13 protein-coding genes and 2 pseudogenes are annotated in these 14,798 nt (G+C 71.8%); all 15 read left to right on the top strand.

Annotated features, from left to right (window positions below; translation table 11 throughout):
* Positions 1 to 28 precede the first annotated feature (28 nt).
* Positions 29 to 619 (top strand): TetR/AcrR family transcriptional regulator, encoded by a 591-nt coding sequence (locus tag Pdca_RS29035; RefSeq protein WP_085912573.1) that lies wholly within the window; start codon positions 29 to 31, stop codon positions 617 to 619.
* A 319-nt stretch (positions 620 to 938) separates the two neighbouring features.
* Positions 939 to 2,081 carry an ABC transporter ATP-binding protein gene (locus Pdca_RS29030; protein ID WP_085912574.1) on the top strand — a complete coding sequence of 381 codons (1,143 nt, stop codon included), beginning with the start codon at positions 939 to 941 and terminating at the stop codon, positions 2,079 to 2,081.
* Positions 2,078 to 2,857: an MlaE family ABC transporter permease gene (locus tag Pdca_RS29025; RefSeq protein WP_085912575.1), complete on the top strand. Its 780-nt coding sequence runs from the start codon at positions 2,078 to 2,080 to the stop codon at positions 2,855 to 2,857. The genes Pdca_RS29030 and Pdca_RS29025 overlap by 4 nt, the downstream gene beginning before the upstream one ends.
* A 3-nt stretch (positions 2,858 to 2,860) precedes the next feature.
* Positions 2,861 to 3,706 carry an MlaE family ABC transporter permease gene (locus Pdca_RS29020; protein ID WP_085912576.1) on the top strand — a complete coding sequence of 282 codons (846 nt, stop codon included), beginning with the start codon at positions 2,861 to 2,863 and terminating at the stop codon, positions 3,704 to 3,706.
* A complete protein-coding gene (locus Pdca_RS29015) occupies positions 3,703 to 5,139 on the top strand; it encodes an MCE family protein (protein WP_085912577.1) in 1,437 nt (478 codons plus the stop codon). Before Pdca_RS29020 ends, Pdca_RS29015 begins: the two co-directional genes overlap by 4 nt.
* Positions 5,136 to 6,116, top strand: a pseudogene (locus Pdca_RS29010) (MCE family protein); the annotation flags it as partial. The gene Pdca_RS29015 and the pseudogene Pdca_RS29010, both read left to right, overlap by 4 nt.
* A 272-nt stretch (positions 6,117 to 6,388) precedes the next feature.
* Positions 6,389 to 7,354: an MCE family protein gene (locus tag Pdca_RS29005; protein ID WP_085912579.1), complete on the top strand. Its 966-nt coding sequence runs from the start codon at positions 6,389 to 6,391 to the stop codon at positions 7,352 to 7,354.
* Entirely contained in the window at positions 7,354 to 8,745 is a 1,392-nt protein-coding gene (locus tag Pdca_RS29000; protein WP_085912580.1) for an MCE family protein, read from the top strand. The genes Pdca_RS29005 and Pdca_RS29000 overlap by 1 nt, the downstream gene beginning before the upstream one ends.
* Positions 8,742 to 9,047 (top strand): annotated as a pseudogene (locus tag Pdca_RS37850) (MlaD family protein); the annotation flags it as partial. The gene Pdca_RS29000 and the pseudogene Pdca_RS37850, both read left to right, overlap by 4 nt.
* Before the next feature lie 259 nt (positions 9,048 to 9,306).
* Positions 9,307 to 10,053 carry an MCE family protein gene (locus Pdca_RS37210; protein WP_331852687.1) on the top strand — a complete coding sequence of 249 codons (747 nt, stop codon included), beginning with the start codon at positions 9,307 to 9,309 and terminating at the stop codon, positions 10,051 to 10,053.
* Complete coding sequence (locus Pdca_RS28990) at positions 10,050 to 11,345, top strand: MCE family protein (RefSeq protein WP_085912581.1); 1,296 nt, start codon at positions 10,050 to 10,052, stop codon at positions 11,343 to 11,345. The genes Pdca_RS37210 and Pdca_RS28990 overlap by 4 nt, the downstream gene beginning before the upstream one ends.
* Positions 11,346 to 11,532: 187 nt before the next feature.
* The gene (locus Pdca_RS28985) at positions 11,533 to 12,099 is read left to right on the top strand and encodes a hypothetical protein (RefSeq protein ID WP_085912582.1); all 567 of its coding nucleotides are present in this window, start codon (positions 11,533 to 11,535) and stop codon (positions 12,097 to 12,099) included.
* Positions 12,100 to 12,193: 94 nt separating this feature from the next.
* A complete protein-coding gene (locus Pdca_RS28980; RefSeq protein WP_085912583.1) occupies positions 12,194 to 13,144 on the top strand; it encodes a hypothetical protein in 951 nt (316 codons plus the stop codon).
* A 280-nt stretch (positions 13,145 to 13,424) separates the two neighbouring features.
* Positions 13,425 to 13,985: a 50S ribosomal protein L10 gene (gene rplJ, locus Pdca_RS28975; RefSeq protein ID WP_085912584.1), complete on the top strand. Its 561-nt coding sequence runs from the start codon at positions 13,425 to 13,427 to the stop codon at positions 13,983 to 13,985.
* Positions 13,986 to 14,026: 41 nt separating this feature from the next.
* Positions 14,027 to 14,416: a 50S ribosomal protein L7/L12 gene (gene rplL / locus Pdca_RS28970; RefSeq protein WP_085912585.1), complete on the top strand. Its 390-nt coding sequence runs from the start codon at positions 14,027 to 14,029 to the stop codon at positions 14,414 to 14,416.
* Positions 14,417 to 14,798: the final 382 nt, after the last annotated feature.

Below are 14,798 nucleotides of genomic sequence, written 5' to 3'. Positions count from 1 at the left end.
GCACGGCGGACGAGGGAGGCGGGGGCAGGTGGCAAGACGAGCCGGTGGCCAGATCGCCGCCGAGCAGTACTACGAGGCCGCCATGTCGATCCTCGCCCGGGACGGCGCAGCCGGCCTCAAGATCGGCCCGCTCTGCCGCTCGCTCGGCGTGACCAGCGGGTCCTTCTATCACCACTTCGGCGGCTGGGCCGGCTTCGTGCGCGGGCTGCTGCAGCACTGGGAGGCCGAGCAGACCGATCGGGTGGTCGAGCTGGCCCGTGCGCGCGTCGATCCGGTGGAGCGGATGACCGTCGTCGAGCGGCTCACCGTGGAGCTGCGGCACGACGCCGAGGCCGCGATCCGGGCCTGGGCGCAGATCGATGGCGAGGTCGGCCGAGCCCAGGCCAGGGTGGACCTGCAGCGCCGGATCGCCCTGGAGCGGGTGGTCGCCGACGTGGTCGCCGACCGCGCCGACGCGCACCGGCTCGCGGTGTTCGGGATCTCGCTGATGGCCGGGTTCCAGCAGACCTGCGATCCGCGTGACCGCGATCTGCTCCGCGACCTGTTCGACGACTTCCGGCGGCTGATCCTCAGCCACGCGCCCGAGTCGATGCGGGTCGTGACGCCGCCGATCGGGTGATCATGCGACCGGATGGAGCGCGGCCGGCGCCGATTCGGGAACGGTCACGATCCGACCGTTCGGCCCAGGGGACTGCCCGCTCGGGAGTAACTGTTACCCACGGTCCGCAACATCTCGGCCCGAATGTCGACGCTGGGTCACCATAACGTAGTACATGGTATTGAGCGGCCGCCGGGCTTGCCCATACCTCCGAGTAACCCCTGCCCTTCCGCCTCGTTGTGCCGTTCAGCACCGTCGAGTGGCCAGTGCTCCCCCGCGCTCCCCGCGCCCCGGGCCACACCGGTGCAACCGAACGGTCGATTGCGCAAGGAGGCGGCACGTGACCGGTGTCGAGGTGAAGGTCGAAGGGCTGACGAAGTCCTTCGGTCGGGCCAACATCTGGTCGGACGTGTCGCTGACGCTGCCTCCGGGTGAGGTGTCGGTGTTGCTGGGCCCCTCGGGTACCGGCAAGTCGGTGTTCCTGAAGACGCTGATCGGGCTGTTGAAGCCGGAGCAGGGTTCCATCGTGATCGACGGTGTGGATCTGGTGCGTTGCTCGGAGGCCGAGCTCTACGAGGTCCGCAAGCTGTTCGGGGTGTTGTTCCAGGACGGCGCGTTGTTCGGGTCGATGAATCTGGTCGACAACATCGCGTTTCCGCTGCGGGAGCACACGCGTAAGTCCGAGACCCAGATCCGCGACATCGTGGCGGAGAAGATGGAGATGGTCGGGCTGCAGGGCGCGGAGGGCAAGCTGCCGGGGGAGATCTCGGGTGGCATGCGGAAGCGGGCGGGCCTGGCCCGGGCGTTGGTGCTGGATCCGCAGATCGTGCTGTTCGACGAGCCGGACTCGGGCTTGGATCCGGTGCGGACGGCGTACTTGAATCAGTTGATCATCGATTTGAATGCGCAGACGGATGCGACGTTCCTGATCGTGACGCACGACATCAATTCGGCGCAGACGGTGCCGGACAACATCGGGTTGTTGTATCGGAAGCATTTGGCGATGTTCGGGCCGCGGGAGGTGCTGCTGAGCTCGGACGAGCCGGTGGTGGCGCAGTTCTTGAACGGGCGTCGTGAGGGTCCGATCGGTATGTCGGAGGAGAAGGACGCCGCGCAGGCGGCGCGGGAGATGGAGGAGGCGGGTGAGCTCGAGGGGCTGCCGCCGATGAAGCCGCAGCTGGCGGCGTCGCCGGGCATGCCGGACCGGGCTGCGGTGCACCGGCGCCGCGAGCGGGTGGACGCGATGCTGCACGAGCTGCCTCCGGCGGCTCAGCGCGCCATCCGGGAATCCCGTGGCGAGGGTGAGCAGGGCTCGGCCTGGGGGCCGGTCAGCGACGGCAGCACCCGTGAGGTCGCCCGGGAGTCGGGCTACCCGGGCGACACCGCCGACACCGACGACCGGCCCACCGACATCCACCCCCGGATCACCGACGACACCCCGGCGCCGCCCGGGCGGCACCAGCTCTCGGACGACGACCGATGACCGCGCCCAGTCCGGTCGTCCGGGCGCTCACCCCGGTCGGCAAGTTCATCGGCCTGGGCATCGAGATCGGCAAACAGTCGCTGCGCAGGCCCTTCCAGTGGCGCGAGCTGATCGAGCAGATCTGGTTCGTCACGAAGGTCTCGGCGCTGCCGACGGCACTGTTCACCATCCCCTTCGGCGCCACGATCGCGCTGCTGCTGGGTGAGCTGACCCGCCAGTTCGGCGCCCAGTCCCAGACCGGCGCCGGTGCCGTGCTCGCGATCGTGCAGCAGGCCGCGCCGATCGTCACGGCGCTGCTCATCTCTGGTGCGGGCGGCAGCGCCGTCTGCGCGGACCTCGGCGCGCGGACCATCCGCGAGGAGATCGCCGCGATGGAGGTGCTCGGCATCTCGCCGATCCAGCGCCTCGTCGTGCCCCGGGTGCTCGCGATGGGCATCTGTGCGGTCGTGCTGAACGGGCTGGCCACCGTCGTCGGCGTGTCCGGCGGCTACTTCTTCAACGTGATCATCCAGGGCGGCTCGCCCGGCGCGTACATCTCCAGCTTCTCGGCGATCGCGCAGGTGTCCGACATCGTCGTCTCGGAGATCAAGGCCTTCCTGTTCGGCATCGTGGCCGGCGTCGTCGCGGCCTACCGCGGCCTCAACCCGCCGCCCGGGGCCAAGGGCGTCGGCGACGCCGTCAACCAGGCCGTCGTCATCTCGTTCGTCCTGGTCTTCCTGATCAACCTGGTCCTCACCGCCCTGTACCTCGAGCTCGTCCCGCCGAAGGGCTTCTGACACATGGCCACCACCCAACTCGGAGCACGGGTCCGCAGGGCCGCGCAGGCACCGCTGAACCAGCTCGAGGAGCTGGGCGACCAGCTGTCGCTCTACATCCGGTCGATCCTCTGGATCCCGAAGACTCTCACCCGCTACCGCAAGGAGGTCGCCCGGCTGCTGGCCGAGGTCTCCTTCGGCTCCGGCGCGCTGATCGTCATCCTCGGCACGGTCGGCGTCATGGCGTCGCTGTCGCTGTTCGTCGGGTCGCTGGTCGGGCTGCAGGGCTTCCGGGCGCTCGACGCACTCGGTGTCGAGGCGATGACCGGCTTCATCACCGCGTACTTCAACACCCGCTCGATCGCGCCGCTGGTCGCCGCCGCGGCGCTCACCGCGACGCTCGGCGCGGGATTCACCGCGCAGCTCGGCGCGATGCGGATCTCCGAGGAGATCGACGCGCTGGAGGTCATGGCGGTGCCGTCGGTGCCCTACCTGGTGACCACCCGGGTGATCGCCGGGATCATCGCGATCGTCCCGATCTACACACTCGGCCTGCTGGCCAGCTACGCGGCGGCCCGGCTGAACGTCACGTTGATCAACGGGCTGCCGGGTGGCACGTACGACCACTACTTCAACCTGTTCCTACCGGTCAGCGACGTGCTGCTGTCCTATCTCAAGGTGATCATCTTCGCCACGGTGATCATCCTGATCCACTGCCACTACGGCTACTCGGCCAAGGGCGGACCGGCCGGCGTCGGTGTCGCCGTCGGCCGCGCCGTGCGGCTGTCGATCGTCAGCACCGCGATCATGGACTTCTTCCTGACGCTGGTGATGTTCGGTACCTCGACCTCGGTGCGGGTGGCCGGATGAGATCCACGAAGAGAGTGCTGCAGGGGCTCGCTTTCGTCACCGCGATCGTGGTGCTGATCGGGCTCGCGATCGGCCAGTACGCGGGCGCGTTCTCCTCCGGCGTCCCGGTCACGCTGAACATCGCCCGGGTCGGCACCCAGATGCAGGAGCGCGCCGACGTCAAGGTGCGCGGGCTGATCGTCGGCGAGGTCGACCAGGTCACCACGGACGGCGAGACCACCAGCATCCGGATGTCGATGAACCCGGACATGATCGACCTGATCCCGGAGAACGTCGAGGCGCAGCTGCTGCCCAAGACGCTGTTCGGGGAGAAGTTCGTGTCGCTGGTCCCGCCGGTCGCCCCCTCGACCGCGCGGCTCGCCGCGGGCGCGACGGTCCCGGAGGATCGCAGCCGGGCGGCGATCGAGGTGGAGCGCGTCCTCGACGAGCTGCTGCCGCTGCTGGAGACGGTGCGACCGCAGGATCTGGCGACCACGCTCGGCTCGCTGTCCCAGGCGTTGCAGGGTCGCGGCGACCAGCTCGGCGAGACCCTGGTCGCGCTGAACACGCTGACCGAGGGGCTCAACCCGGCCGTCCCGGACCTGCAGGAGGACATCCGCCAGCTCGCGGTGTTCGCCGACAACCTCGACGCCGCCGCACCCGACCTGCTCGACGCGGTCGACGACCTGGCCGTCACCAGCGCGACGATCGTGGAGAAGCGTGAGGGGCTGCGCGAGCTCTACCGCTCGGTCACCGGCGCCTCCGACGACCTGCGCGCCTTCCTCGACGCGAACGGGGAGAACCTGATCGGCGTCGCTTCCGCCAGTCGTCCGACGCTGGAGACGCTGGCCCGCTACTCGCCGGAGTTCCCCTGCCTGACCCGCCAGCTCGTCGATCTCGTCCCGAAGATCAACGACGCGATCCGGCCGGGCACCGACCGGGTCGGCGTGAACATCACGCTGGAGATCGTCGCCAACAAGGGCAAGTACCTGCCGAGCCAGGACGAGCCCGAGTTCAGCGACGACCGCGGCCCGCGCTGCTACCCGATCCCGACCCCGGACGGCACCCAGTACCCCCCGGACGGCCCGTTCCGCGACGGTTCGGTGCCCGGCCCGCCGCCCGCCGGGCAGCCGATGGGCAACCCGGAGGAGTTCGGCGTCGAGACCTTCGGGACCTACGACGGGACGACCAGCTTCGACCTGGTGCAGGACCAGAGCGCGGAGAACGCGGCGGGCCTGTTGCCCCCGCTGACCGGCGCGCTCGGGCAGCTCGGGATCGAGCCGGCGTCGCACGAGGGCTCGGTCGACATGGGGGTCGCCAACTCGGCCGGTGAGCAGGAGGTCGTCGCGCAGCTGCTGGCCGCCCAGCAGGGCGGCTCCCCGCAGGCCGTCCCCGCGTGGAGCAGCACGATGGTCGGCCCGCTGCTGCGCGGTGCGGAGGTGACGCTGACGTGAGCCGCTTCCCGCTCTCCGCACTGGTCAAGTTCCTGGTGTTCGCGGTGGTCACCGCACTCGGGACGACAGTCCTCGGCCTGACGATCGCGAACGCCCGTGGCGGCGACACCACCGAGTACACCGCCCGGTTCACCGACGCGAGCGGCCTGCTGCGCGGCGACGACGTCCGGGTCGCCGGGGTCGTCGTCGGCTCGATCACCGACGTCCGGGTGGTCGACCGGCGGGTCGCCGAGGTCGCGTTCAACGTGGACTCGACCACCCCGCTGCCCGCGTCGGTGAGCGCCGGGCTCAAGTACAAGAACCTGATCGGCCAGCGGTACCTGGCGCTGGAGCAGGGCCCCGGCCCGACCGGCGAGACGCTGCCGGCCGGCGGTCAGATCCCGCTGGAGCGCACCCGTCCGGCGCTGAACCTGACGGTGTTGTTCAACGGCTTCCAGCCGCTGTTCCAGGGCCTCGACCCGGAGCAGATCAACCGGCTCTCGATGGAGATCGTCCAGGTGCTGCAGGGCGAGGGCGGCACCGTGCAGAGCCTGCTCGCGTCGACCTCGTCGCTGACCAACTCGATCGCCGACCGGGACCAGGTGATCGGCCAGGTGATCGACAACCTGAACGCCGTCCTGCAGACCGTCAACGAGAACGACGAGGGCCTCAACGAGCTGATCAGCTCGCTGCAGGCGCTGGTGTCCGGGCTGGCGCAGGACCGGGAGCCGATCGGCGAGGCGATCGAGTCGATCGGGACGCTGACCCAGGTCACCGGTTCCTTCCTGGAGGACGCTCGGCCGCCGCTGCGCGACGACATCCGCAACCTGGGCGACCTGGCGACCGAGCTCGACGAGGGCAGGCCGACGATCGAACGGTTCCTGGAGTACGCGCCGTTCAAGCTGAACCGGATCGCCCGGGTCGGCTCGCACGGCAGCTGGTTCAACTTCTACCTCTGCGGGCTGGACGGGCAGGTCGGGCTCTCCCCGATCATTCCGCCGACCTCGCTGGAGGACCTCGGCCTCGAGGGGCTCGCACAGAACCCCGAGCGCCGCTGCGGCCCGGACCCGTCCGGGATCGGCGCGGGCAACATCGCCCCGACCGACGGATCGGCGCCCGGCGACAGCCGGGCCCAGCCGGAGTCGAACCCGCTGATGCGTGACCCGGGCACCGAGTCGGTCCAGCAGCTCCTCGAGCCTGCCGCACCGGCCGGTCCGGGCGGCGTCGGCGGCGGCGACCCGGCAGCGCTGCTGGCACCGGGAGGCAACTGATGGCACAGGTGGGGCAGAAGCGGCCCGTCCTGGTCGCCACGATCGGCCTGGTGACCGTCGTGGCGCTGACACTGGCCGCGTTCAACTTCGAGGCGATCTTCTCCGGGGCGACCCGCTACACCGCGGAGTTCCCGGAGGCGGCCGGACTGCAGGCACAGGACCGGGTGACGATCGCCGGAGTCGAGGCGGGCCGGGTGCAGAGCGTCGAGCTCGAGGGTGACCGGGTGCTCGTCGACTTCACGGTGGACGACGCCTGGGTCGGCAACCGGACGACGGCCTCGATCGAGATCGCCACCCTGCTCGGCTCGAAGTTCCTCGCGCTGGACCCGCGCGGGGACGCCGAGCAGGACCCGGCCGCGCCGATCGGCCGGGACCGCACCAAGTCCCCGTTCGACGTCGTCGACGCCTTCAACGAGCTGTCCGGCACCATCGACCAGCTCGACACCGACCAGCTGGCCACCAGCCTGGACACGCTGTCGGACACCTTCCGGGACACCCCGCCGGAGATCCGCGGGGCACTCGACGGCCTGTCCCGGCTCTCGACGACGATCTCCAGCCGGGACGCCGAGCTCAAGCAGCTGCTGGCCAACACCCGGCAGCTCTCGACGACGCTGGCCGACCGCCGGGGCGACGTCGTGAAGCTGGTCGACGACGGCAACCTGCTGCTCGCCGAGCTGCAGCGCCGCAAGGACGCGATCAGTGCCCTGCTCGACGGGGTCCGGACGCTGTCGGTGCAGCTGCGCGGCCTGGTCGCGGACAACCAGGAGCAGCTGCGGCCGGCCCTGGAGACCCTGGACCGGGTGCTCGCGGTGCTGGAGGAGAACCGGGACAACCTCGGCGAGATCCTGGACAAGGAAGCGGTGTTCATCCGCGTGTTCGGCAACGCGCTCGGCAACGGCCGGTGGTTCGACAACTACCTGTGCGGGCTGCTCCCGCCGGCGATCCCGCTCGGGGGTGACTGCTGATGGGCGGCTGGGCGAACGACCGCCGCGCGATCCAGCTCGGCGCACTGGTCGCCGTGGTCGCCGTGCTCGCGGCCACCGCGGTCTGGATGATCACCTCCGGCGGTGGCCGCCCGGTCACCGCGTACTTCACCAACGCGGCCGCGCTGTTCGAGGACAACGACGTCCGGGTGCTCGGCGTGCCGGTCGGCAAGATCGACCGGATCACGCCGGAGGGCGACCGGGTGCGGGTCGACATGACCATCACCGACGACGACGTCCGGCTCCCGGCCGACGTGCGGGCCGCGGTGATCTCGCCGAGCCTGGTCACCGGCCGGTACGTGCAGCTGACCCCGGTCTGGACCGGCGGTCCGGAGTGGGACGGCTCGCCGATCCCGCTGGAGCGGACCGCGTTCCCGCTGGGCGTCGACGACCTCACCCGGACCGCGACCGAGCTGTCCCGGGCGCTGGGCCCGCAGGGCGCCAACGCCGACGGCTCGCTGAACGACGTGCTCGACGTCGCCGCCCAGAACCTGGACGGCAACGGGCGCGCCCTCAACGACACGATCCGCAACCTCGGCGGGCTCTCGGCGACGCTCAGCGGCTCCAGCGACGACCTGTTCGGCACCGTCACCGAGCTGCAGAAGTTCGTCGCCACGCTGCGCGAGAACGATCCCGGGGTGCGTGAGCTCAACGAGCGGCTCGCCGACGTCACCGGGTTCCTCGCGGGCCAGCGGGGCGAACTGGGCGGGGCGCTGCAGGAGCTCTCCTTCGCGCTCGGTGAGGTCTCCGGCTTCGTCGAGGACAACCGCGGCGCGCTGCGCTCCAACGTGGACCGGCTGGCCAACGTGACCCAGGAGGTCGTCGACCACCAGCGTGCGCTGGCCGAGATCGCCGACTCCGCGCCCGCCGCACTGGGCAACCTGGCGAACATCTACAACGGCTCGTCGGAGACGCTGGACACCCGCGCGAACATCAACGAGCTGGCCTACCCGGCCCCGGTGATCGTCTGCGAGCTGCTGCGGCGGACCGGCGCGACGATCCCGGGTGACCTGCTCGAGCCGGTCACCGGGCTCTGCGGCGATCTTGCGCCGATCCTGGACGGGATCGTCCCGCTGCCGTCGCCGCAGGAGATCATCACCCAGCTCCAGCAGGGCGGCCCGGCCGGCAACGCGGCCGTGCCGCAGCTGCTGCCCGGCTCGCCGCTGTCGCTGACCGATCCGGGCTCGCAGCTGCGTGACCCGGGTACCGCACCGCCGCCGGAGCCCGGACCGGCCCCGGACGCGGCACCGACCCCGTCGACGCCCGCCACCCCGGCACCGTCGTCGGGCAGGCAGGCCACGCCGACCCCGGTGCCCGAGCAGCAGGAGCGCCGCGGCGGTCTGCTCGGCGGCCTGTTCGGAGGTGGATCGTGATCGGCAGGACCGGCCGGATCGGCCGGGTGGCCGCGCTGCTGACCGTGGCCGCGGTCGCCGCGAGCGGCTGCGGAGTGATCAACGGCGGGCTCCGCGGGGTCCCGCTGCCCGGCGGCGCGAACCTCGGCGACGACCCCTACCCGGTGCGCATCGAGTTCCCGGACGTCGTCGACCTGGTGCCGCAGTCGATCGTGCGGGTCGGCGACGTGCCGGTCGGCGCGGTCGAGTCGGTCTCGGTCGAGCCGGAGCGCTGGAACGCCGTGGTCACCGTCCAGGTGAACGGCGACGTGCGGCTGCCGGCGAACGCCACCGCCCGGGTGCGCACGACCTCGCTGCTCGGCGAGAAGTTCGTCGAGCTCGCCTCCCCGGCCGGCCCCGCGCAGGGTGACCTCGCCCGGAGCGGGGAGATCGCGCTGGCGAACACCAGCCGGGCCGCCGAGGTGGAGGAGGTGCTGGGCGCGCTCTCGATGCTGCTCAACGGCGGCGGCGTCGCGCAGATCCGGACGATCGCCACCGAGCTGAACAACGCACTGTCCCGGCCGGGAGCCCGAGGTCCGCGCGCTGCTGGGCAACCTGGACCAGCTGGTCGGCTCGCTCGACGACAGCAAGGACGACATCAACCGCGCCCTGGACAGCGTGAACCGGCTGTCCGCGACGCTGGCCGACCGGCGCGGACAGATCCGCACCGCGCTCAACGACATCAGCCCCGGCCTGCGCGAGCTGGAGGCCCAGCGGGCCCAGCTGGTCGGCATGCTGCAGGCGCTCGACCGGCTCTCCGGGGTCGCGACCGACGTGGTCAACCGCTCCCGCGACGACCTCATCGCCGATCTGGAGGCGCTGCGGCCGATCCTGCGCAACCTGGCCGACTCCGGGCAGGACCTGCCGAACTCGCTGGAACTCCTGCTCACGATCCCGTTCACGGACGCGGCGACCGACGCCGTCGCGGGTGACTACGCGAACCTGTACGTGAAGCTCGATCTCGACCTGGGATCGGTGCTGCGCAACATCCTGAACACCCGCCAGTCCGGGCTGCCGCTGGACCCGGCCCAGCTGGCCCAGCTCCCGCCGACCGCGCAGCTGCTCACCCCGCTGCTCGGCGGCGAGGCCCCGGTCGCCCCGCCGGTGCCCGGAGTGCCGCAGCTGCCGCTGCTCGGGCCGGAGCAGCCGGCACCGGCTCCCGCCCCGGAGGACGGGGCCGCGACGCCGGCACCGCCCGGCTCGACCCAGCCGCCGTCCCCGACCCCGACACCGGCTCCCGAGTCGAGCCGCGGCGGCCTGCTCGGCGGGCTCTTCGGAGGTGGATCGTGATCACCAGGACCGTCCGCTGGCAGCTGGTCGCGCTGGCGATCGTCACGATCGTCGGGGTCGGCTACGCCGGTTTCCGCTACGCCGGGCTGGACCGGATCTTCGGCGCGACGACCTACCCGGTCACCGTGCAGCTCGCGGAATCCGGCGGGATCTTCAGCGGCGCCAACGTCACCTACCGGGGCGTGACGGTCGGCCGGGTCGGCCCGCTGACGCTCTCCGACGCCGGTGTCGACGTCCAGCTCGACATCGACAACGGCGCGCCGGAGATCCCGGCCGACGCCACCGCCGTGGTCGGGAACCTCTCGCCGATCGGCGAGCAGTTCGTCGACCTGCAGCCGGTCGCGGACGGCGGCGAGCTCCTCGCCGCAGGCACCGTCATTCCGCAGGAGCGGACCCGCACCCCGATCGAGATCAACACCTTCCTCACCGAGCTGGACCAGCTCGTCTCCACCGTGCCGCAGGACTCGCTGCGCACCGTGGTCGCCGAGCTCGGCCAGGGCTTCCAGGACACCGCGCAGCCGCTGCAGCAGCTTCTCGACACCTCCGGCGAGTTCACCAGGGCCGCGACCGATGCGCTGCCGCAGACGACCGCGCTGATCCGGGACGCCCGGCCGGTGCTGACCACCCAGAACGAGATCGCGCCGCAGTTCCGCGAGTTCGCCGGCGGCCTGCGGGAGATCACCGAGCAGCTCCGGGAGTCCGACCCGGATCTCCGCCGGATCATCGACGACGGACCGCGGACCGGTGAACAGCTCAGCGCGCTGATCCGGGAGAGCGGACCGGGGCTGGGCGAGTCGGTCGCGAACCTGCGGACCGTCGCCGAGCTGCTCGAGCCCCGGCAGGCCGGGCTGCGCCAGATCCTGGTGACCTATCCCGGACTGGTCGCCATCGCGCCGAAGGTCGTGCCCGGCGACGGGACGGCCCATCTCGGCCTGGTCGTGAACCTGTTCGACCCGCCGGTGTGCACCCGCGGCTACCAGGGGACGGCCAACCGCGGCGGGCTCGACGTGAGCGAGACACCGGTCAACGAGGAGGCCCGCTGCGCCGAGCCCCCCGGCAGCCCCACCTCGGTCCGCGGGATGCAGAATGTGCCCAGGCCGGAGCCACTGGCGGTGCAGGACTACTCCGGTAACTCCGGGCACCCGAGCTTCGGCGGGGGACCGGTGGACCGGCCCCGCGACGTCGGGCCCGCGCCCCGGCCGAACGCCGGTTCGCTCGGCGACGACGCGGTCCGCCGGACCAGTGGCCCCGATCTGGTCTCCGACGCCGCCCAGATCCTGCTGGGTGGTTGAGCGGCGTGAGCCACGAGCGCGCAGGCAGCACCGCGGTCGTGTCCCGCACGGGACGCGACCGGCACGACGACCGCGGGAGCCGTGACCGTCCACCCGGACGGTCCGCCCCACGGCCGGTTCACCGGTCGCCCTCCGGCGCGACCACCGAGCGGCTGTGCCCCCGCAGCCGGGAGGAGGAACGCTCCCCATGACCACCGAACTCGACGACCGTCCACCCGCCGATGCCGATCCGGGGCGCTCCGGGCCCGGCCGCTGGGCCCGGGTGCTGCCGATCGCAGCGGTGCTCGCGGCGGTCGCGGCGCTGGTGCTCGGCGCGCTCTGGCTGTTCGCCCTGAACAGCGACTCGGTCGAGGTCGCGCAGGCCCGGGACGAGGCGCTGCGCGACGCCCGGCAGGCCGTCGTCAACCTCAACACCCTCGACCACGCCGATCCCCAGCGCGGGCTGGACCTGTGGATCCAGTCGTCGGCGGGCTCGGTACGCGACGAGTTCGTGCAGAACCGCGACGCGTACGCCCAGCTGGTGACCGAGCAAGGCCGCACCACCTCCGCCGAGGTCACCGACGCCGCCGTCACCGAGGTCGACGCCCGGGCCGGCACCGCGCGGGTGCTCGCCGGCGTCGACGTGACCGTCACCGCCGAGGGCGGCGAGCCCGCGGTCACCCGCCAGCGGATCGAGCTCGGCATGTTCCGGACCGACGACGGCTGGAAGGTCGACGCCCTGGAACCGCTCATGACGCCCGGCGCGGGCGGCTGATCGCGCCGGCCCGGCGCGCGTCCCCGAGCGTCCACCCACCGGCGGCCCGTACGGCCGCCCCGCTACCAGGTCGACCACCCCAGGAGGTCACCGCATGTCCACCCCCCGTCGCCGCCCAGCGGGTGGCATTCGCAGGCCGCAGGTAGCCGGACGGCCGCGCACGGCCCGCACCGGAACCGAGCACGACGAGCACGACGAGACAGGCGGTCGCCCGCTCGACGAGAGCCCCGACGGCCCCGACGGCCCCGACGGCCCCGACGGCACCGACAGCACCGACGGCAGCCTCGCTGCCGGTGCGCCGGCCGCCGGCGCCCGTGCGGCAGCCGCCGGCCGCCCCGGCCCGGACGCAGCGCACGCCGACACCGCCGCCGAGCACGACACCGCCGCCGAGCACGACACCGCCGCAGCGCACGAGCGCGACGCAAGGCACGACCCCGGCTCGGCGCACGACCCCGAACCCGAACCCGATGGCGCGGCGGACCCCGGCACCGACGGCACCGCGCGGCGGCGTCCGGCGCTGCTCGCCGCCCCGGTGAGCACCCGGGGCGCGGCGGCACTGCTGGCCGTCACCGTGCTGCTCACCGCGGCGGCGGTGTTCTTCGGCATCTCCTGGTACCGGACCGCGTTCACCGGCTCGGCCGCGAACGCGGCGCTCACCGACGTCGGCGCCACCGCCCAGGTGAGCGAGCAGGTCGGAGAGGCCGTCACCAAGGTCTACTCGTTCGACCACGCGCGACTGCAGCAGGCCGAGGACGACGCCCGCGCCGTCATCACGCCGGAGTTCGCGCCCGAGTTCGACCGGATCTTCGGCAGCGTCCGGGAGCTGGCCCCGCAGCAGAACGCGGTCGTCACCGCGACGATCCCGAAGTCCGCGGTCGCCCGGATCGACGGGACCGACGCCTCGGTGTACGTCTTCGTCAACCAGGTCATCCGCCGCGAGGACGACGCGGGCGTGCCGCAGGAGGGTGCCGCGGCGGCCCGGCTGCGGGTCGATGCCCAGTTCGTCGACGGCCGGTGGAAGATCTCCGCGATGACCCCGGCCTGAGCCCTCCCGCACCCCCGGTGCACGGGGGTGCGGGCCGCGGGCGTAGGGTTGTCCGCGATCCACCGAAGACCGCAGGTCTGCTTCCGGACTCGTCCGGGAGCACGAAGGTCCCGGAGCACCGGGCGACCCGCGCAGGAGGACGAGGCGATGCCGGGCGCCGAGCGCCCGCACGAACTTCCACGCCCCGTGCCCTGCGCACGGGGCGTTCGTCGTCTCTCGGGGTCCGTGCGGTGGCACACCGCAAGAGCACGAGGACCAACCACCCGAGAGGAGGGCAGCCATGGCACGACCTGACAAGGTCGCGGCGGTCGACGAGATCGCCAACCGGTTCCGCGAGTCATCCGCGTCGGTCGTCACCGAGTACCGCGGGCTCAGCGTCGCCAAGCTGACCCAGCTGCGCCGGGACCTGGGTGCGAGCGCGAACTTCCGCGTCGCGAAGAACACCCTCGTCAAGCGCGCGGCAGCGGACGCCGGGGTGCAGGGTCTTGACGACCTGCTCGCCGGGCCGACCGCGATCGCGTTCGTCCAGGGCGAGCCGGTCGACGCAGCCAAGGCGATCAAGACCTTCGCCAAGGACAACCCGGGCCTGTCCATCAAGGGCGGGTACATGGACGGGCGCGCCCTGTCCGTCGCCGAGGTGGAGCAGCTCGCGGACCTCGAGTCCCGCGAGGTGCTGCTCGGCAAGCTCGCCGGCGCGATGAAGGCCAACCTGTCGAAGGCCGCGACGCTGTTCAGCCAGCCGGCCTCCCAGGTCGCCCGGCTCGGGCAGGCGCTGGCCGACAAGAAGGCCGAGGGCGAGCCCGCCCCGGCCGCGGCCGACGGCGACTCCGCCGAGAGCTGATCTCCACCACCCCCTGTCTGCTGTAGAGAAAGGACGCCATCATGGCGAAGCTGTCCACCGACGAGCTGCTCGACGCCTTCAAGGAGCTCACCCTCATCGAGCTTTCGGACTTCGTGAAGAAGTTCGAGGAGACCTTCGACGTCACCGCCGCCGCTCCGGTCGCCGTCGCGGCCGCGGGCCCGGCCGGCGGTGCCGCTGCTCCGGTCGAGGAGGAGAAGGACGAGTTCGACGTCGTCCTCGAGAGCGCCGGTGACAAGAAGATCCAGGTCATCAAGGTCGTCCGCGAGGTCGTCTCCGGGCTGGGCCTGAAGGAGGCCAAGGACCTCGTCGAGTCCGCCCCGAAGTCGCTGCTGGAGGCCGTGGGCAAGGACGCCGCCGAGGCTGCCAAGGCCAAGCTCGAGGAGGCCGGCGCGAAGGTCTCCCTCAAGTGACCTCACGCTGAGCCGGGCGTGCCTCGCACGCCCACTCGCCCGACGGGGCGGGACCCGGACCGGGTCCCGCCCCGTCGTCGTTCCGGTGGCCGCTGGCCCGGTGGGCGGCCGGAGAGTGGCGACGATCATGTAAATTGCCCGGAACGGGCTAGGTGACTACCGGTCGTCCCGGGCATCCGACCGCTCATCGACGGATCGGGACTTGACTCGGTGCGCCGGGCAGGTCACTCTTGGGTCGCGGTGGTTGCCTGAATGCTGGAATCGGTGACCTGTCTCGACAGCTGCGTTCTGAGCAGCTATAGTCATTCTTTGCGCTGCCTGCGGCCAGGCTCTGCGCGCTTGCTACCGGGAAGTATCCGGGCCGGGACTGGTTCTGCCAGGC

The organism is Pseudonocardia autotrophica (genome assembly GCF_003945385.1).
GTDB classification, from domain to species: Bacteria; Actinomycetota; Actinomycetes; order Mycobacteriales; family Pseudonocardiaceae; genus Pseudonocardia; species Pseudonocardia autotrophica.
Note: the sequence above shows the minus strand (reverse complement) of the source record. Positions and strands in the feature narration are given on the sequence as shown.